Genomic DNA, 17,942 nt, shown 5'->3' with positions numbered 1-17,942 from the left:
TGGGCACGTTGCTAACATTGCGACTCATTACCGTCTGCACTTGCATCTAAATATCAGGAAGTCTTCCAATGGATGGCGCATCGTCGCGCGAGTCGGAATTGCATCGCGATTTCACGGTTCTCTATGTCGATCACCATTCCTGGTTGCAGACCTGGTTGTATCGGCGTATCCGCTGCCGCAGCGATGCCGCCGATCTGGCGCAGGACACCTTTCTGCGTCTGTTTCGCACGTCAGCCACGCCTCTGGCGCCGGACCTGCGGCAGCCGCGAGCCTATCTGGCGACGGTGGCCAGGCGGCTCATGCTCAATCTGCACCGGCGGCGTTCTGTCGAAGAGGCCTGGTTGCAGACGCTGGCTGAATACACCGAGCAAACCGGGCTGTCAGTCGAGGAACAATGGCTGATCCGTGAAGCGCTGCAGGCCGTTGACACACTGCTGCACGGTCTGCCGCCGGCGGTGCGTCGCGCGTTCCTGTTGTCGCAACTCGATGGCCATACCTACGCCGAAATCGCCCAGATGCTGGATGTCACGGTGCGGACCGTGCAGCGGTATCTGACCCAGGCGATGGAGCAGTGCATGGTGCTGGCGATGACGGACGCGTCATGAGCGAGGCACCGCTGGAGCAAAGCGTGGTTCGCGAGGCGGCGCGCTGGTTCATCCGCCTGCACGAGGCCGGGCCTGATGCCGCGCAACGAAAGCGCTTCGAGCAGTGGCGCAGCCAGCACCCCGATCATGAACGTGCCTGGCAGCTTGCCCAGCGGGTCAGCCAGCAGTGGAAGGGGATTCCGGAAGGTGTCGGAGTGCGCACGCTTGATCGCGCCGACCGACTGAGTCGCCGCGCCGGACTCAAGGCCCTGATACTGCTGATGACTGCGGGGCCTGCCGCGCTGATGGTCTGGCGTCATGCCGACTGGTCGGCGGACGAGCGAACCCTGGTCGGCGAGCAGCGACAGATCGACCTTCCCGATGGCACCCGTCTGAACCTGAACACCGGCAGCGCCGTCGATATCGTCTTCGATGCCCAGCAGCGGCTGATCCGCCTGCGCTCGGGAGAAGTGCTGGTTTCCACGGGGCGGGATTCGCTCACCCGGCCGCTGCGGGTACAGACCGGGCAGGGCGACGTGTATCCCGTCGGGACGCGTTTCAGCGTGCGCCTTGAAGAGGACGACAGTCTGGTCTGTGTGTACGGCGGCGCGGTGGATATTTGTCCGAAAGACCGCACCGAGGCCACCCGCGTGAGCGCCGGCAACCAGGCCCGTTTCGACCGCCAATACGTGATGGCCGCGCAGCCGCTCGTGCCCGGCAGTGATGGCTGGAGCACGGGCGTGCTGCGTGTCGAGCGCATGCCGCTTTCGACGTTCGCCAGGGAGCTGAACCGTTACCGGCCCGGCTGGCTGCGGTGTGATCCGCACATTGCCGATCTGCTCATCAGCGGCGCCTTTCAATTGGCTGATACGGACCTGATCCTCAGCGCCGTGGCTCAGGCCCTGCCGGTCAGTGTGGTGTACCGGACGCGCTACTGGGTCACGCTGCAGCCCCGGTCAGTCTGAAAAAAATTCCTGTCGCCTGTCCTGTTTTTCATTGCTGGCGTGTCCTCTCAGCAAACAGGTCTCATCGATACGGAGCATTCATGCGTTTTTCATCTGGTTATTCTTCTCTCGCCTGCGCTGTGCGCGGCGCCACGCTGGCGCTGAGCGTACTCGCGAGCCCGGCGTTGATGGCGGCGTCTTCTCAGCATTTCTCCATCCCGGCGGGCCCGCTTGGGCAAGCACTTTCGAGCTTCGCGGCGACGGCGGGCATCAACCTCGCCATTGATCCTGCACTTGTGCAGGGGCGGCAGAGCCAGGGGCTGGAAGGCGACGTTGCGCTTGCCACCGGCTTCGCCCGGTTGTTGTCGGGCAGCGGACTGCACGCGGTGTCCCGTGGCGATGGCGTGTATGTGCTGGAGCCCTTGCCGCGCAGCGACGCCTCGATCGAGATCGAGCCGGTCGAGATCGACGCAAGCCGCCAGGCCCAGGAAAACGGCACGGGGCCGGTGGCCGGTTACGTGGCCAAACGCACGACGGTCGGCACCAAGACCGATACCCCGATCAATGAAATTCCGCAGAGCATTTCGGTGATCACCCGCGACGAAATGGACCAGCGCGGCGTGCAGGATTTCAACTCCGCTGTGGCTTACACGCCGGGCATCCGGGTGCTCGACTACGCGGGCGGGCAGGGCGCGCCGGACATCTTCATGCGCGGCTTTCGCGCGTTCAACCTGTTCGGTATTTATCAGGACGGGCTGCGTTCAGGTTTCAACCAGTACGACACCAATTTCGAGACCTTCGGCCTTGAGCGCCTCGACGTGATCAAAGGCCCGGCCTCGGTGCTGTTCGGGCAAATGGCGCCAGGCGGGGTGGTCAACATGACCAGCAAGCGGCCACAGGAAACGCCGATCCGCCATGTGGAAGTGCAAGGGGGCAGCTTCGAGCGTCGCCAGTTCGGGCTGGATATCGGTGACCAACTGGACAGTGCCGGCACACTGTTCGGGCGTGTCGTGATGCTTCAGCGCGACAGTGGCACCCAGGTCGATCATTCACCTGACGATCGCACCTACATTGCTCCGTCGCTGACCTGGAAACCCGACGACGCCAACACCCTGACCCTGCTCACCAGTTACAACAAGACCAAAACTGGCGGTTCGGAACAGAGTTTTCCGGCAATCGGTACGGTGCTCAAGAGCCCCTACGGGCACATCGATCCAGATACCAATCTGGGCTGGAAGGGCAGCTATTACCACGTCGAGACCACCTCGATCGGCTCGATCTACGAGCACCTGTTCGACAATGACTGGAAGTTCCAGCAAAACCTGCGCTACATGCACTCCCGGGTTGGGTACCTTTCCAGCGGGCCGGATGTGGTGCTCAACGACGACGGACGCACTCAGGATGTGGGGCTGCAGTACCGCCCGAAAAACAGCGACACGTTCATGGTCGACAACAACATCCAGGGCACCTTCAACACCGGACCGCTACAACACACGCTGATCGCCGGTCTCGACTATTCCCATTACAAAGCCGCAGAAACCCGCCGCAACGGTGACCCGGATCCCGACTTCGAAATGCTCGACCTGTACCGCCCGGTTTATGGCGGCGGGGCGATCTGGTACGACCCTTTGCAGCGGGATGAGCGCAGCACGATGCAGCAGGCCGGCCTGTACCTGCAGGACCAGATCAAGCTGGACAAATGGGCATTGACCATTGGCGGTCGCGAAGACTGGGCCGAGGGCCATGAACAGGGCCTGTACTTCGGCACCGAAAAGACCGACGTCCGGCAGCGCGACCATAAATTCACCGGGCGTGTCGGGCTGGCCTATCTGTTCGATAACGGCATCACCCCCTATGCCAGTTACAGCACCTCGTTCCAGCCCAACCCGAATACCGATATTTCCGGCACGCTGTTCAAACCCACCGAAGGCAAGCAATACGAAGTCGGGATCAAATACCAGCCGCCTGGCTACAACAGCTCGGTCACGGTATCGGCGTTCGACCTGACCCAGAAAAACGTCACCACCGCAGATCCGCTCAATTCGGGCTATTCGGTGCAGAGTGGGGAAGTGCGTTCTCGCGGCATTGAAGTCGAAGGCAAGGCCAGCCTGACAAACAACCTGAATGTGCTCGCGTCATACGCTTACACCGATGCCCGGATCACTGAAGACACCAGCTACAAAGGCAACACCCCGCGGGCCATTCCTCGCCACGCGGCTGGCGTCTGGCTTGATTACACGATTGATGCGGGGATGTTCGACGGTGTGGGGGCGGGGATTGGCCAGCGGTATATGGGGTCTTCGCAGAATATCCAGAACACCCTGAAAGTCGCGCATTACACCCTGACCGACGCCACGCTGCGCTACGACCTGGGCAAGGTCGGGCTCACCGGCAGCAAGATTTCGATCACCGGCACCAACCTGTTCGACAAGCGCTATTTCGAGCCCGGCTTCTACGAGGATTCGGTGTTGTACGGAAACCGCCGTAATGTGATCGCGACGTTGAGTCACGACTGGTAAGGGGAGGGCGAGAGAGCAATGGGCGCTCACTCTGTGGTGGGCGCTGAGTCCAAGGATCACTCAGTTAAATCAATTGGGGCCGCTTTGCGGCTCTTCGCGAGCAAGCTCGCTCCTACAGGCGCGCCGCTTTTGTAGGAGCGAGCTCGCTCGCGAAGGGAACTGACTGGCATTACCTAAGGCGTTCCGTTCCGTCCATACAGGCGGAACCCGGCGCGTTCGCTCAGCCGCTCGTAATAGTCGCTCACCGCCGGCAAGTGCGGATGATCGAAGGGCGTTTCAAGCCAGCGATTGACCGAGAGTCCGATGGCAATGTCCGCCAGGGAAAAGTGGCGGGATTGAGGCGGTCAAGGACGGTGTGTGGTTCATGTACCCGTTGAACGAAAAACTCTGTTTGCGGCCGTCCGATTCCAGGCCAAAGGTGCCAGCAACAACACCGCGACAAGGAAGCCGACCTGGGACATATAGAAAGGCTCCAGCCACTGGTGTTGCGAGGCTACGTAGAACGAGTTGTGAATGACATCGACCACGATGATCGCTGCGGTTAGTGCAATGCCTGTGTTTGGTCTGATGAACAGCAGCGCCACTGCTATCGGATCGAGAAGTGTGAGCCCGCCCCAGAACAGGCGGCTTGGCAAACCGGTGGTTGCTCCGTAGCCGTAGTCCCAGAGCCAGCCGTGTTCGATGACGGCATGCAGGTGGTTGGCTGTTGCTACGAGAAGGCAGAGGGCGAACAGTGATCTGATGGCGAGGGAGCGTTTTGGCATGGGGTTGTCTGTGGGGCAGGTGGGTTGGGGATGGTATCGGAGAGCGTGGAGGCGGCGGGGGTATTTGGGATTGATTTTGTTGGTGGGCTGATTGTTCGGCTTGGGGTGTTAAAACAGTGCTCGGATTTCTATTCTTGGGTCGAGAGCGGTCGTTCGCGGTTGACCGCTATCGACCCAAAGCTGCCCCTGGCGAAGGGTAGCTAGCAGCCATTAGCGAGCATTCTCGTGACTTGAAATGATTTTGGTCACACGTTGTCCCTAATGCCGACTGGCAGTAAGCTGCCAACATGAATAAATCACCGACCCCCGCTACTCCCGCTCGCGGCCCTGCCGGTCATGAAGTGCGTGACCAGATCGTGGCCGCCGCTACCGAGCATTTCAGCCTGTACGGCTACGAGAAAACCACCGTCTCGGACTTGGCCAAGGCCATTGGTTTTTCCAAGGCCTATATCTATAAATTCTTTGAGTCCAAGCAGGCTATCGGCGAAATGATCTGCGCCAACTGCCTGAGCCAAATCGAGGCTGAGGTCAGGGCGGCTGTTGCTGCGGTCGATCAACCGCCAGAGCAGCTGCGTCGTCTGTTCAAGGCCATTGTTATCGCCAGCCTTCGCTTGTTCTCCGATGATCGCAAGCTTTACGAAATTGCCTCTTCAGCAGCCACCGAGCGCTGGCAGGCGACGCTGGCGTATGAAGAGCGTATCCGTGAGTTGATCAAAACCATCCTGCAAGCCGGGCGACAAAACGGTGACTTCGAGCGCAAGACACCGCTGGATGAAACCGTGATGGCGATCTACCTGGTTATGCGCCCGTTCCTCAATCCGCTGCTCTTGCAGCACGGCTTCGACTATATCGATGACGCGCCGACGCACCTCAGCGGGTTGGTGTTGCGCAGCCTTTCGCCTTAACAAAATCACTTTTGTGACCATTGACTAAATTGGTCACTAGACTCAAGGTGTGAGCCCTGATCCTTTTGTGATGGGCTTCTTATGCTCCTGCGCCGCTTCGTTTTACCTGCCGTTATCTGCGTAACTCCCTTTGCGCTGGTTGCCTGCGGCGAACCCACGCCAGCCGATCCCCGCACCGCTGCGCCGCTGGTACGGGTTGTCACCGTTCAGCCGGGGCTGGTGGTGGGGCGTGCGTTTACAGGAACGGTGGCGGCGCGCGTCGAAAGTGACTTGGGGTTTCGCGTAGCGGGCAAGGTGCTTGAGCGCTTGGTGGACACCGGTCAAACCGTCAAGCGCGGGCAACCCCTGATGCGCCTCGATCCTGTCGATCTAAAACTGGCCGCCAATGCACAACGCCAAGCGGTGGCGGCGGTGCGAGCGCGGGCGCTGCAAACGGCAGACGATGAAGCGCGCTATCGCCGGCTGCGGGGAACCGGGGCGGTATCTGCATCGACCTACGACCAGTACAAGGCCGACGCCGACTCAGCCAAGGCCCAGCTCAGCGCCGCTCAGGCGCAAGCGGAAGTCGCGATAAATGCCACCACTTATGCCGAGTTGCTGGCGGATGCCGATGGCGTGGTGATGGACACGCTAGTGGAGCCGGGTCAAGTGGTTAACGCCGGGCAAGTGGTGGTGCGAGTGGCGCATGCCGGGCCGCGTGAAGCGGTTATCCAACTGCCAGAAAACCTGCGGCCGGCACTCGGGTCTGCGGCCCAGGCCACGCTGTTTGGTACACAGGGCGCTGGCGCGGCCACTCAGTTGCGGCAGCTCTCGGATGTGGCCGACCGGCAAACCCGCACGTTCGAAGCGCGCTATGTGCTGGAAGGGGAGCTGGCGAAGGCGCCTCTGGGCAGCACCATCACCTTGCGGATCGCGGACCCGCTTTCGCGGGTGCCAGAGGGCAGTCAGTACGTCCCCATAGGTGCCCTGTACGACGCGGGCAACGGGCCGGGGGTTTGGGTGGTAAGCGGCGAACCCGCCCGTGTGCGGTGGCAAGCGGTGGTGGTGCAGCACCTGGATGAAAGCGGTGCGAGCGTGAGTGGCCCGCTGAAAGCGGGCGAGGTTGTCGTCGCGCTGGGTGCGCACCTGCTGCGTGAGGGCCAGGAGGTTCGTGTCCCCGCTCAACGTGATGTTGCAGCCGTTGCGGGAGCTCGCCCATGAGCGACGGCCGTTTCAACCTGTCGGCGCTGGCGGTTCGCGAACATTCGGTCACGCTGTTTATGGTCTTGCTGATTTCGCTGGCCGGGCTAATTGCCTTCTTCAAATTGGGGCGTGCCGAAGACCCGGCGTTCACCGTCAAGGTGATGACCATTGTCACCGCCTGGCCTGGTGCAACCCCTCAAGAAATGCAGGACCAGGTCGCGGAGAAAATCGAGAAGCGCCTACAAGAGTTGCGCTGGTACGACCGCAGCGAAACCTACACGCGGCCTGGTCTGGCCTTCACGACGTTATCGCTGCTCGACACCACGCCGCCTTCGCAAGTGCTGGAGGAGTTTTACCAGGCGCGCAAAAAAGTGGCCGATGAAGCGAAGGAACTGCCGGCCGGTGTGATCGGGCCGATGGTCAACGACGAGTATTCGGATGTCACCTTTGCCTTGTTCGCGCTCAAAGCCAAAGGTGAGCCGCAGCGCGCACTGGTGCGCGATGCAGAGACCTTACGACAACGCCTGCTGCATGTGCCCGGGGTAAAAAAGGTCAACATCGTAGGCGAACAACCCGAGCGCATTTATGTGGAGTTTTCCCATGAACGCCTGGCTACCCTGGGCATCGGCCCGCAAGAGGTGTTCGCTGCGCTCAACGGGCAAAACGCGCTGACGCCGGCAGGCTCGGTGGAGACCAGAGGTTCACAGGTGTTTCTTCGCCTGGATGGCGCGTTCGACCAGTTAGAAAAGATCCGAGAAACCCCCATCGTGGCGCAGGGGCACACGCTAAAACTGTCGGATGTCGCCACGGTCAGCCGTGGCTATGAAGACCCGGCGACTTTCTTGATCCGCAACGGTGGCGAACCGGCGCTGTTGCTGGGCATCGTTATGCGCGATGGCTGGAACGGGCTGGACCTGGGGAGGGCCTTGGACGGCGAGGTCGGTGCAATCAATGCCGAACTGCCCCTGGGCATGAGCCTGACCAAAGTGACCGATCAGGCGGTCAACATCAGTTCGGCGGTAGACGAGTTCATGGTCAAGTTCTTCGTCGCACTACTGGTGGTCATGCTGGTGAGTTTTCTCAGCATGGGTTGGCGAGTCGGCGTGGTGGTTGCAGCCGCGGTGCCGCTGACCTTGGCGATTGTGTTTGTGGTGATGGCCGCGAGCGGGAAAAACTTCGACCGTATCACCTTGGGTTCGCTGATCCTGGCACTGGGCCTGTTGGTGGATGACGCGATTATCGCCATCGAGATGATGGTGGTGAAAATGGAAGAGGGCTACAGCCGTATCGCCGCGTCGGCCTACGCCTGGAGCCATACGGCCGCGCCGATGCTGTCGGGTACGCTGGTCACGGCGGTCGGTTTTATGCCCAATGGTTTTGCCCGCTCCACGGCCGGCGAATACACCAGCAATATGTTCTGGATTGTTGGCATTGCCCTGATCGCTTCCTGGTTGGTTGCCGTAGTGTTTACGCCGTATTTCGGCGTCAAGTTGCTGCCCGACATCAAGCAAGTGCAAGGTGGCCACGACACGCTTTACGACACCCCGCGCTACAACCGTTTCCGCCAGTTACTGACGCGTGTCATCGCGCACAAATGGCTGGTGGCCGGCGCCGTGATTGGCCTGTTTGTAGCGGCCATCGTGGGGATGGGGTTGGTGAAGAAACAGTTCTTCCCCATCTCGGATCGCCCTGAGGTATTGGTGGAAGTGCAGATGCCGTATGGAACCTCGATTGCACAAACCAGTGCCGCGGCAGAACAGGTGGAAGCGTGGCTGGCAAAACAGGACGAGGCCAGGATTGTTACCACTTACATTGGCCAAGGGGCCCCGCGTTTTTACATGGCAATGAGCCCGGAGTTGCCGGACCCCTCGTTCGCCAAGATAGTGGTTCGCACCGGCAACGAGACTGAGAGAGAGACACTCAAGCACCGGCTCCGTCAGGCCATATCCGAGGGGTTGGCGGGTGAGGCGCGTGTGCGGGTGACCCAATTGGTGTTCGGCCCATACTCGCCCTTTCCGGTGGCCTATCGCGTGAGCGGTCCAGACCCGGACACCCTGCGCCGCATTGCTGGCCAGGTGCAGCAAGTGCTGGATACCAGCCCACTGATGCGCACGGTCAACACCGACTGGGGCTCGCGTACGCCAACACTGCATTTCACCTTGCAGCAGGATCGGTTGCAGGCTGTGGGCTTGAGCTCCAGTGCCGTCGCACAACAACTGCAGTTCCTCTTGAGTGGCGTCCCCATCACGGCCGTGCGCGAGGACATTCGTACGGTGCAGGTCATGGCCCGCGCCGCCGGAGCTATCCGCTTTGATCCTGCCAGGATTATGGATTTCACCCTGGCGGGCGCCAACGGCGAGCGTATTCCGCTGTCGCAGGTGGGCGAGGTAGAAGTGCGCATGGAGGAGCCGGTGTTACGCAGGCGCGACCGCGTGCCAACCATCACCGTTCGCGGTGACATCGCCGAAGGTCTGCAGCCGCCGGATGTATCCGGGGCCATCACTCAGCAACTGCAACCCCTCGTAAAACAGCTACCGAGTGGCTATCGCATTCAGGAGGCGGGCGCCATTGAAGAGTCCGGCAAAGCGATGGTGGCGATGCTGCCGCTGTTTCCGATCATGCTCGCGCTCACCCTGGTGATCCTGATTCTGCAGGTGCGCTCAATCTCGTCGATGGTCATGGTTTTTCTCACCAGCCCACTCGGCTTGATTGGTGTGGTGCCCACGTTGCTGTTGTTCCAGCAGCCGTTTGGCATTAACGCACTGGTCGGGCTGATCGCGTTGTCGGGCATCTTGATGCGCAACACGCTGATCTTGATCGGACAAATCCACCATAACCAGCAGGCAGGTTTGGCGCCGTTCCAGGCGGTGGTCGAAGCCACTGTTCAGCGAGCGCGCCCGGTGATCCTGACTGCGCTCGCGGCGGTCCTGGCGTTTATTCCGCTGACTCATTCGGTGTTCTGGGGAACGCTCGCGTACACCCTGATTGGCGGCACCCTCGCAGGCACCGTGTTGACGCTGGTGTTTCTGCCAGCCATGTACGCCATCTGGTTCAGGATCAAACCCGATAGCCCCCGAGCCTTGAGCGCACAGCCCGCTTGAATGCGCAGTCCATCGAGAGAAACCGCAATGTTGAGTGTGATTGCAGTAAGTGGAGTTCAAAGATACCCCCGAAACGCTGGCGGCAGCGCTATTGCCAGTACCAGGTGTACGTCGAAAAAGCACTCTGGCAATGCGCTCGCTGTGAGGACCCGGTGAGAGTGGCAAGACAGTTTCTGGTACTGGCGGTGGGAAGTGTGGACCCCGGTACCGCGGCTCATATCGACGAGACGCGTATCACGGCGGCGGTAGCGCTGATGTGCCTGGCGTATGAGTGAGCTGTTGTCGTTAGGCCGAAGCAGTTGTGGTCAGCGCTCGATTTTGCGCCACGACTTTCTTGTGGGTTTGTTAGGCACAGCCAGGTCGTATCAATCCTTTTCACCCGCCACATAAGACCGAGCCAACTCCAACGCCTCCACCTCCGTTGCAGCAACCACCTGCAGCACACCAAAAGCCTTGCTAAGCCCAGCCAATTGCGCCTGGGCGTCTTCACGCTTCTGCGCATCCGGCTCAACGCTGACCAGCACCCTGCACAGCGCCGCCAATTCATTGCGGTTTTGCTTGAGCCACAGCCCCCTGACCTTGCGGTCCTCATGGCTTTCCTGGTGTGAGCCTTCCGGGTAGATCACGGCGAATGGCGCGCCGGCGGCAAGCAGTTTGCCCATGTCCTCCAGCCATTGGGCTGCGTAGCCGGGCACGGCTGCTTGCGCAAGGAAGCGAATGACGGGATAGGTGTCGGTGGCATGCACTGACAAGGTGAGGTCGGACACGATCAACTCCAGAACGGAAGGGGGCGGCATGGGTGAAGGGGCATCCTCATCTCACGCCCATGAGCCGTAAATGCTCTCCCATGCACTTCATCCGTGCGCACGCCGCACTGGTATTTGCATGCCGTTTGGTGCATTGGTATTGGCCTGACATTCCGTTTAACGCAACTGAGATGAGGCCCGCGATGGAGCACCCTGACCTGAACCTGCTGCTCGCGCTGGACATCCTGCTGGAGGAGGGCAGCGTGGTCGGCGCGGCCCGGCGCATGAACCTGAGCCCGCCGGCGATGAGCCGCACCCTCGGTCGTATCCGCGAGACCCTGGGCGATCCGGTGTTCGTGCAGGCGGGGCGCAAGCTGGTGCCGACGCCGCGGGCGCTGGCGTTGCGCGAGCAGGTGCGCGCGGCGGTCGAACAGGCGACGCAGGTGTTCAAGCCCACCGCCGATGTCGACCTGAAAACGCTGGAGCGGCGTTTCAATGTGCGTGCCAATGATGTCTTCGTCGGCCTTCATTCGGGCCGGCTGCTGGAGGCGATAGCGGCCGAGATGCCGCGCGCCATGCTGCGCTTCTCACCCGAGGAAGATGACGTGGACGACGAGGCACTGCGCAGTGGCCGCATCGATCTGTTTATCAGTGGGTCGCGCAAGCTCGGCCCGGAAATCCGCGTGCAGTCGTTGTTCACCACGACCTTCGTCGGCATCGCCCGCGAGAACCATCCGATTTTCGATGACGACATCACGGCTGAACGGCTCACGCGCTGGGATCATATCGGCGTCTCCCGGCGCGGCAAGACGGTTGGCCCGATCGATACTGCGCTGGAGGCTCAAGGGTTGCGGCGGCATGTGGCGCTGGTGGTGTCCACGCCGTTTACCGCCTTTTTCGCCTTGCAGGATTCCGACTTGCTGCTGCCATTGTCCGACCATCTGGCCCGCAGCGCGCTGGCGGCTGGCTTGCGTATCCGCCTGTTTGACCTGCCGATGCCGCTGGAAACCGTGTTGTTCACCCAGGCGTGGCACCCGCGCTTTCAGAACGACCCCGCGCACCAGTGGCTGCGGCGCAAGATTCGCGCGCTGTGCGAGGCCAGCGCTTGATTCAATCAGTGCTCTGCACGCACTCACCGTCCTCGACCAGCTCGAAATACTCGCCATTGCCGGTGCGCTCGGTCACACGCCCGGCGAACACTCGTCCGTCCGGCAGGGTCAGGCGAGCGCGGCTGGGGCCCTTGAGCACATCGAGGTACAGCGCTTTGGGCAACAGCACGGCGAGCGGGCGATCCTTGGTGCGGCGGCTCAGCACCAGATCGGCACCCAGGCGCTGGGCTTCCCGGCCAAGGCCGCCGGGCTCGCCGTAGGTCAGCGTGAGGTCAACCGGCCCGCGATACAGCACATCCGCGAAGCTCATGAGCGTTTCTCCGCCAGCACAGGCCCCGGCGTCAGACGCAGTTTCAGCAGCCGTTGGGTCATGTCGCGATCTCCTTTACTTCACCGTCGACGGTGTTGGCTAAATCAGTACCAAGGATTGTGCCATTGAGTCTAGCCATCACCTCTCGTTAACTTCCTGCATTCAGCTATCGTCTAACCCCACACAACCGGCAGGCTCCCATCACCATGCGCATTGTCATCCCCGACGACTACCAGAACGTGATCCGCACGCTCGACTGCTACAGCCTGCTGGCCGGGCATGAGGTCACGGTCTTTCATGAGCGACAACCGGCCTCGCTGGACGAACTGGCCGCACGCTTCGCCGAGGCGGACGCGCTGGTGCTCACCCGCGAGCGCACCCGTATCGATGCCGCGTTGCTGGACCGGTTGCCGAAACTGCGCTTGATCAGCCAGACCGGCAAGGTTGCCGGTCATCTCGAACTGGACGCCTGCACCGCGCGTGGCATCGTCGTGACCGAAGGGCGCGGCTCGCCGGTGGCGCCGGCGGAGCTGGCGTGGGCGCTGATCCTCAATGCGCGGCGTCAGCTTGTGCCGGCCATCGAGGGGTTCAGGCGCGGTCAATGGCAGGTCAATCTGGGCCAGGCGGTGGCGGGGCAGGTTCTCGGCATCTGGGGTTACGGCAAGATCGGCCAGCGGCTGGCGCGCTATGCCCAGGCGTTCGACCTGCCGGTGCTGGTGTGGGGCAGTGAGAGCAGCCGCGCCGCTGCCGAAGCCGATGGACATCGTGCTGCGGCGTCGCGCGAGGCGTTCTTCGCCGAGTCGGACATCATCAGCCTCAACCTGCGCCTGTCCGAGCGTACGCGCCATATTGTGACCCTCGACGACCTGTCGAAGATGAAGGCCGACGCCTTGCTGGTGAACATCAGCCGCGCCGAACTGATCGCCCCCGGCGCCTTGCTGCAGGCGCTCGATGCCGGGCGGCCGGGCTTTGCCGCCGTGGATGTGTATGAGGAAGAACCGGTGCTCGACCCGAGCCATCCACTGCTGCGCCACCCGCGTGCGCTGTGCACGCCGCACCTGGGTTACGTGGAGAAAAATGGTTACGCGCTGTACTTCGGTGACGCCTTCGACAATGTGCGGGCGTTCTTCGAGGGTCAGCCGAAGAACGTCGCGAACCCGCAGGCCCTGGCGATTCAGCAGCTGTAACGCAGTGCATCCACCACCACCCGGAACGCCGAGGAATGCTCGCGGCGGTTCGGGTAATAGAGGTGGTAGCCGGCGAACGGCTGGCACCAGTCCTCGAGCACCCGTATCAGCGATCCATCGGCCACTTCCTTCGTCACCATGTCCTCCGGCAGGAAACCCAGCCCGCACCCGGCTATCGCGCCGCGCAGGATCGGCAGGCTGCTGTTGAACGTCCATTGGCCTTCGACGCGGACTTTCAGCTCGCGGCCGTCTTGCTCGAAGTCCCATTGCAACAGGCTGCCGTGAGTGGGCAGGCGCAGATTGATGCAGTTGTGGCCGGCAAGATCGCCCGGCACCAACGGTACCGGGCGGTTTTCGAAGTACTTCGGCGAGCCCACCACCGCCATGCGCAGCGACGGGCCGATCGGCACGGCAATCATGTCCCTGGCGACCTGTTCGCCCAGCCGGACCCCGGCGTCATAGCGCTGCGCGACGATGTCGGTGAGGGCATAGTCGACGGTGATTTCGACATGGATGTCCGGGTAGTCGGGAAGCACCTTGAGCAGCGCGGGCCAGAGGATGTTGTTCGCCGCATGTTCGGACGCTGAAATGCGCACGGTGCCGGCCGGGGTGTCGCGGTACTCGCTGACGACCGCCAGTTCCTGATCGATCTCCGCGAACAACGGCGCCATGGACAGGTACAGGCGCTGGCCGGCTTCGGTGGTCGAGACGCTGCGGGTGGTGCGGGTCAGCAGCCGCACCCCGAGCCGCGCTTCGAGGGCGCGAAGGGTGTGGCTCAGGGCCGACTGCGAAACCCCGAGCTGCGCCGCCGCGCGGGTGAAGCTGCCCTCGCGGGTAATCACCACGAAGGCTTGCAGGTCGTTGAGGTTGGGACGGTACATGGGTGAAAACCTCTTATGAGACGCCCGAGATTATCCGATGCAGCCCGGTCCCGCATGGCGAAGCTGAAGTGCGCTCAACGCGGATCAGACAGGGTTTTAGCGTAGAACGCCGTCAACTTGCCCATCGCCGCGTCCACATAGCGCGGCACCCAGTAGGTTTCGATATGGGTCGCGCCGTCGATCATGAACAGTTCCTTGTCCTGGGTGCCGGTCGCTTTGGCGAATGCGTCCCTGGTCATGTACAGGCTGTCCGCCTTGCTGCCGGCAATCATCAGCAAGGGCTGGTCGATCAGTTCGATCTGGTCGGTGGCATCGAAGCGCATCAGGTCGAGCAGGCTGCTGGTGGTGTACTTAAAGGTCGAGTTGGGGTGGGCGTGGGTCTTCCAGTAGTACGCGTAACCCTCGCGGTACAGGTCGAAGGGCAGTTTGGCGATCTGTTCATCCGTCAGGTTGGCATCGCCCGAGTAGAGCACCGCGCCGCCGGCCGCTTCCTGGGCGCGGGCCGCGGAAGCCTGGCGCAGGCGTTGCTGGACGGTATCCAGTTGCGAGTCGTTGTAGCCATTGCGACGAACCCGCCCGGAATTGAACATGCTGACGGTGGCCACCGACTTGAAGCGCTTGTCGGTCTCGGCAGCCGCCAACGAATAGCCCCCGCCGCCACAGATACCCAGCAGCCCCACGCGCTCACCATCGACCCCGGCATAGCGGGTGATGAAGTCCGCCATGCCGTGGATATCCTCGATCCGGTTTGCCGGCTTGTCGACACTGCGCGGCTGTCCTGCGCTGCCGCCCTGGTAGGCGGCATCTGCGGTGATGGTGATGTAGCCCTGCTCAGCCAGGCGCTGCGCGTAGAGGCCGGCGACTTGCTCTTTCACCCCGCCATTCGGGTGGGCGACGACGACCGTCGGGTACGCCTTCTTCGGGTCGTAGTCGGCCGGGGTGTAGACGTTGGCGGCGATATCCAGGCCATTCAATTTGTAGGTAACGGGATGGAGGTTGACCTTGCCGGGCTCATTTTTCGCAAGCGCGCCGTCGTAGACCAGGGTAAACGGGTTGGCCTTGTAGTCCGCGGCGCTGGCTTCGCCTGTGGAGAGGCCGACCATTGCGGCCATGAGCGAGGCTTTCAAAAAGGTATTTCTCATGATTTTTCTCCTGATAACGCAAGTGCTTGTGCCAATGCGGTACTCGCTCGCCTGCCTGACTGTTCATCGCCCCGTTCGGCTAACACTTGGTAGACGTGATGCAACTGTTCCGCACTCAGCCCGACCCGAAGGCTCGCGCTCATGTGCGAGCGCAACTAGCGCCCGACGCGGGCCTTGAGCGCCTCGGGATAGCGGTCGCCGAGGATGCGTACCTGCGACAGTGCCGAGTCGATGGCCCGCAGGTCACTTTCAGTGAGCGTGATGTCCGCGCCGCCGAGGTTTTCTTCCAGGCGGTGCAACTTGGTCGTTCCGGGAATGGGCACGATCCAGGGCGCTTGGGCGAGCAGCCAGGCGAGGGCGATCTGTGCGGGAGTCACGGCTTTCTGCGCCGCCAGTTCGCGGACCACGACCACCAGCGCCTGATTGGCCTGCAGGGCTTGCGGGCTGAAGCGCGGCACGATGCTGCGGAAGTCGTCGCTGCCAAACGAGGCGTCCGCCGCGACCGCACCAGTGAGAAAGCCCTTGCCCAGCGGGCTGAATGGTACGAAACCGATACCCAGCTCGGCGAGGGTCGGGAGAATCTCCTGCTCCGGCTCGCGCCACCACAGCGAATACTCGCTCTGCAAGGCGGTGACGGGCTGGACCGCGTGGGCGCGGCGAATGGTTTGCGCGCCCGCTTCCGAGAGGCCGAAGTGTTTGACCTTGCCTTCCCAGATCAGCTCTTTCACCGCGCCCGCGACATCCTCTATGGGAACGTCAGGATCGACCCGGTGCTGGTAGAGCAGGTCGATGACATCGGTCTTCAACCTGCGCAAGGAACCCTCGACCGCTATGCGGATGTGCTCCGGGCGGCTGTTGAGAATCTGCTCCTTGTTGTCCGAGCCGAAGGTGAAGCCGAACTTGGTGGCGATCACTACCTTGTCACGCACCGGCGCCAGCGCCTGACCCACCACTTGCTCATTCAGGTAAGGGCCGTAGACCTCCGCGGTGTCGAAGAAGGTGACGCCGCGCTCGACCGCTGCCCGGATCAGCGCGATGGCCTGTCGAGTGTCGGTGGCCGGGCCGTAGCCGTGGCTGAGGCCCATGCAGCCCAGTCCCAGGGCCGATACTTCCAGAGCGCTGTTGCCGAGTTGGCGCTTTTGCATGTCCCGTTTCCCTGTTCAAACCGTTGGCAGGCGTGCGCGCGAGCTTTTGGCCTGACGCACATTCGTTGGGAAAACACTAAGCGAGGAGGGGGATGGGGACTAGATGGATAAATCGGCAAGCACTTATGAAGATGATTCATTAGTGGGGTAACGCTCGGCGCCAAACAGGCGGCGGTCGTGGTTGACCGCCCTGTTTCAGGTCAGGCCCATTGCAGCTTCGCGGGGAATCTCGCGACGAAACAGGTGCCCGCTTCGGGCGTGGAGACAACGTTCAGGGTGCCGTTGTGGGCCGTCACAATCTGCGAGGCGATATACAGCCCCAAGCCCAGGCCTTCACCGTGTTGCCCTGCCTCCGAGCGGGTAAAGGGTTCAAACAGCAACGGCATCAGTTGCGCGGGGATGGGTGGGCCCTGGTTGGTCACGGAGATGACGATTTCATCGTTCAGCGCGTGGGCCTGGACGGTGACCGGCGTGGTGGTCGAGCCGTGAGTCACGGCATTGCCCAACAGGTTCGAGAGCACCTGGCTGATCCGCACCGGGTCGCAATAGACGCCGCTCGGCAGGTCCAGCGCAGGCAGGAAGGTGACGTTCGGGTGTGAGCTTTGATGCTCAGCCAGGGTCAGGCCAAGCGTGTGGCCGAGGTCATCGACCAGTTGCCGCTTGATCGGAATCCCGCCGCCCATCCGGCCGCGCGCCAGGTCCAGCACGTTTTCGATCAGCACGCCCATGCGGAGGGCGCTGTTGCGGATCGCCGACACCAGTTTGAGTGATCGTTTATCGGTGGTCTTGGTTTCCAGCAGGTCGGCGCTCATCCGGACGGCACTGAGCGGGGTGCGCAAGTCGTGACCGAGCACCGCGACGAACTGCTCGCGCAGCCGGCCTTGTTCATGGGCGCTCGCCAATGCGGCCTGAGTGGTGTGAAGGGTGTCGTGAGTGTCGAGGCTCATCGCGATCAATTGGGCGAAGAGGGTCAGCGTCTGGGCTATTGACGGTTCATCAAGGTGGGCGGGTACCGAGTCGATGGCGCACAGGGTGCCGAAGAAGTCGCCATTGGCCTTGACGATGGGAATCGAGATGTAGCTCTCGAGTCCGTAGGTTTTGGGGGTGTGGTGCAGGGAAAAAACCGGGTGCTGGCTGGCATGGCCAAAGATCACCGGCTTTCGGTGCTGGCGGATTTCGTGGCAGATGGTTGATTCAAGCACCAGTTCGTCACCGGGCTTCAAGCCGAACTCAATGGAATCATCGACGGCGCAGGTCACCCAGTTCTTTTCGGTCACCCGGGCCACGGCGGCGAAGCGCATCCCGGTGTAGTGCTTGACCATGCTCAGGATGACCGGCACCGCTTGGATAGCTTGAACGGCATTGATGTCTTGCGAAAACTCTGGGCTGGTCATGTTCGGGGCGTTCGAGTGAGTGCTTCGAG

Annotated in this window: 15 protein-coding genes and 2 pseudogenes; 8 read left to right on the top strand and 9 right to left on the bottom strand. The window is 62.0% G+C overall.

Annotated features, from left to right (window positions below):
• Window positions 1-68: 68 nt before the first annotated feature.
• The 3 genes from CKW37_RS08820 to CKW37_RS08810 all read left to right on the top strand — a co-directional run bounded on the left by CKW37_RS08820 (window position 69) and on the right by CKW37_RS08810 (window position 4,047).
• Window positions 69-605 carry a sigma-70 family RNA polymerase sigma factor gene (locus CKW37_RS08820; protein WP_095155300.1) on the top strand — a complete coding sequence of 179 codons (537 nt, stop codon included), beginning with the start codon at window positions 69-71 and terminating at the stop codon, window positions 603-605.
• Window positions 602-1,549 (top strand): FecR domain-containing protein, encoded by a 948-nt coding sequence (locus tag CKW37_RS08815; protein WP_095155299.1) that lies wholly within the window; start codon window positions 602-604, stop codon window positions 1,547-1,549. The genes CKW37_RS08820 and CKW37_RS08815 overlap by 4 nt, the downstream gene beginning before the upstream one ends.
• Window positions 1,550-1,629: 80 nt before the next feature.
• Window positions 1,630-4,047 (top strand): TonB-dependent siderophore receptor, encoded by a 2,418-nt coding sequence (locus CKW37_RS08810; RefSeq protein ID WP_095155298.1) that lies wholly within the window; start codon window positions 1,630-1,632, stop codon window positions 4,045-4,047.
• A gap of 173 nt (window positions 4,048-4,220) precedes the next feature.
• Here CKW37_RS08810 and CKW37_RS08805 read toward each other — a convergent pair.
• Both CKW37_RS08805 and CKW37_RS08800 read right to left on the bottom strand, forming a co-directional pair.
• Window positions 4,221-4,373: pseudogene (locus tag CKW37_RS08805) on the bottom strand (glutathione S-transferase); the annotation flags it as partial.
• A 36-nt stretch (window positions 4,374-4,409) separates the two neighbouring features.
• Entirely contained in the window at window positions 4,410-4,811 is a 402-nt protein-coding gene (locus tag CKW37_RS08800; protein ID WP_095155297.1) for a hypothetical protein, read from the bottom strand.
• A 287-nt stretch (window positions 4,812-5,098) separates the two neighbouring features.
• On the opposite strand from CKW37_RS08800, the gene CKW37_RS08795 reads away from it, so the two are divergent.
• The 3 genes from CKW37_RS08795 to CKW37_RS08785 all read left to right on the top strand — a co-directional run bounded on the left by CKW37_RS08795 (window position 5,099) and on the right by CKW37_RS08785 (window position 9,999).
• Window positions 5,099-5,716 (top strand): TetR/AcrR family transcriptional regulator, encoded by a 618-nt coding sequence (locus tag CKW37_RS08795; RefSeq protein WP_095155296.1) that lies wholly within the window; start codon window positions 5,099-5,101, stop codon window positions 5,714-5,716.
• 81 nt (window positions 5,717-5,797) lie between these two features.
• Window positions 5,798-6,916, top strand: coding sequence for an efflux RND transporter periplasmic adaptor subunit (locus tag CKW37_RS08790; protein WP_095155295.1), 1,119 nt, complete (start codon window positions 5,798-5,800; stop codon window positions 6,914-6,916).
• Complete coding sequence (locus CKW37_RS08785) at window positions 6,913-9,999, top strand: efflux RND transporter permease subunit (RefSeq protein WP_095155294.1); 3,087 nt, start codon at window positions 6,913-6,915, stop codon at window positions 9,997-9,999. The genes CKW37_RS08790 and CKW37_RS08785 overlap by 4 nt, the downstream gene beginning before the upstream one ends.
• Before the next feature lie 365 nt (window positions 10,000-10,364).
• On the opposite strand, the gene CKW37_RS08780 is transcribed toward CKW37_RS08785, so the two are convergent.
• Entirely contained in the window at window positions 10,365-10,766 is a 402-nt protein-coding gene (locus tag CKW37_RS08780; RefSeq protein ID WP_143501946.1) for a hypothetical protein, read from the bottom strand.
• A 182-nt stretch (window positions 10,767-10,948) separates the two neighbouring features.
• Between CKW37_RS08780 and CKW37_RS08775 the strand changes: the two genes are divergently transcribed.
• Complete coding sequence (locus tag CKW37_RS08775; protein WP_095155292.1) at window positions 10,949-11,854, top strand: LysR family transcriptional regulator; 906 nt, start codon at window positions 10,949-10,951, stop codon at window positions 11,852-11,854.
• A gap of 1 nt (window position 11,855) precedes the next feature.
• Here the strand turns inward: CKW37_RS08775 and CKW37_RS08770 are convergent, their stop codons facing one another.
• Window positions 11,856-12,164 (bottom strand): hypothetical protein, encoded by a 309-nt coding sequence (locus tag CKW37_RS08770; RefSeq protein ID WP_095155291.1) that lies wholly within the window; start codon window positions 12,162-12,164, stop codon window positions 11,856-11,858.
• A 206-nt stretch (window positions 12,165-12,370) separates the two neighbouring features.
• Here CKW37_RS08770 and CKW37_RS08765 point away from each other — a divergent pair, with 206 nt between their 5' ends.
• Window positions 12,371-13,351 (top strand): D-2-hydroxyacid dehydrogenase family protein, encoded by a 981-nt coding sequence (locus CKW37_RS08765; protein WP_095155290.1) that lies wholly within the window; start codon window positions 12,371-12,373, stop codon window positions 13,349-13,351.
• On the opposite strand, the gene CKW37_RS08760 is transcribed toward CKW37_RS08765, so the two are convergent.
• The 5 genes and pseudogenes from CKW37_RS08760 to CKW37_RS08740 form a co-directional block, all read right to left on the bottom strand.
• The gene (locus CKW37_RS08760) at window positions 13,339-14,232 is read right to left on the bottom strand and encodes a LysR family transcriptional regulator (protein WP_095155289.1); all 894 of its coding nucleotides are present in this window, start codon (window positions 14,230-14,232) and stop codon (window positions 13,339-13,341) included. The two genes, CKW37_RS08765 and CKW37_RS08760, sit on opposite strands and share 13 nt — an antisense overlap.
• A gap of 74 nt (window positions 14,233-14,306) precedes the next feature.
• On the bottom strand, window positions 14,307-15,374 hold the full coding sequence (locus tag CKW37_RS08755; RefSeq protein WP_095155288.1) for an alpha/beta hydrolase: 1,068 nt from the start codon (window positions 15,372-15,374) through the stop codon (window positions 14,307-14,309).
• Window positions 15,371-15,529: pseudogene (locus tag CKW37_RS33170) on the bottom strand (carboxymuconolactone decarboxylase); the annotation flags it as partial. The pseudogene CKW37_RS33170 and the gene CKW37_RS08755, both read right to left, overlap by 4 nt.
• Complete coding sequence (locus tag CKW37_RS08745) at window positions 15,530-16,519, bottom strand: aldo/keto reductase (protein ID WP_095155287.1); 990 nt, start codon at window positions 16,517-16,519, stop codon at window positions 15,530-15,532.
• A 200-nt stretch (window positions 16,520-16,719) separates the two neighbouring features.
• Window positions 16,720-17,913: a GAF domain-containing sensor histidine kinase gene (locus tag CKW37_RS08740; RefSeq protein ID WP_095155286.1), complete on the bottom strand. Its 1,194-nt coding sequence runs from the start codon at window positions 17,911-17,913 to the stop codon at window positions 16,720-16,722.
• Window positions 17,914-17,942 lie beyond the last annotated feature (29 nt).

The organism is Pseudomonas sp. Irchel 3E13 (assembly GCF_900187455.1).
Lineage (GTDB): Bacteria > Pseudomonadota > Gammaproteobacteria > Pseudomonadales > Pseudomonadaceae > Aquipseudomonas.
This window is presented reverse-complemented; position numbering and strand designations above follow the sequence as displayed.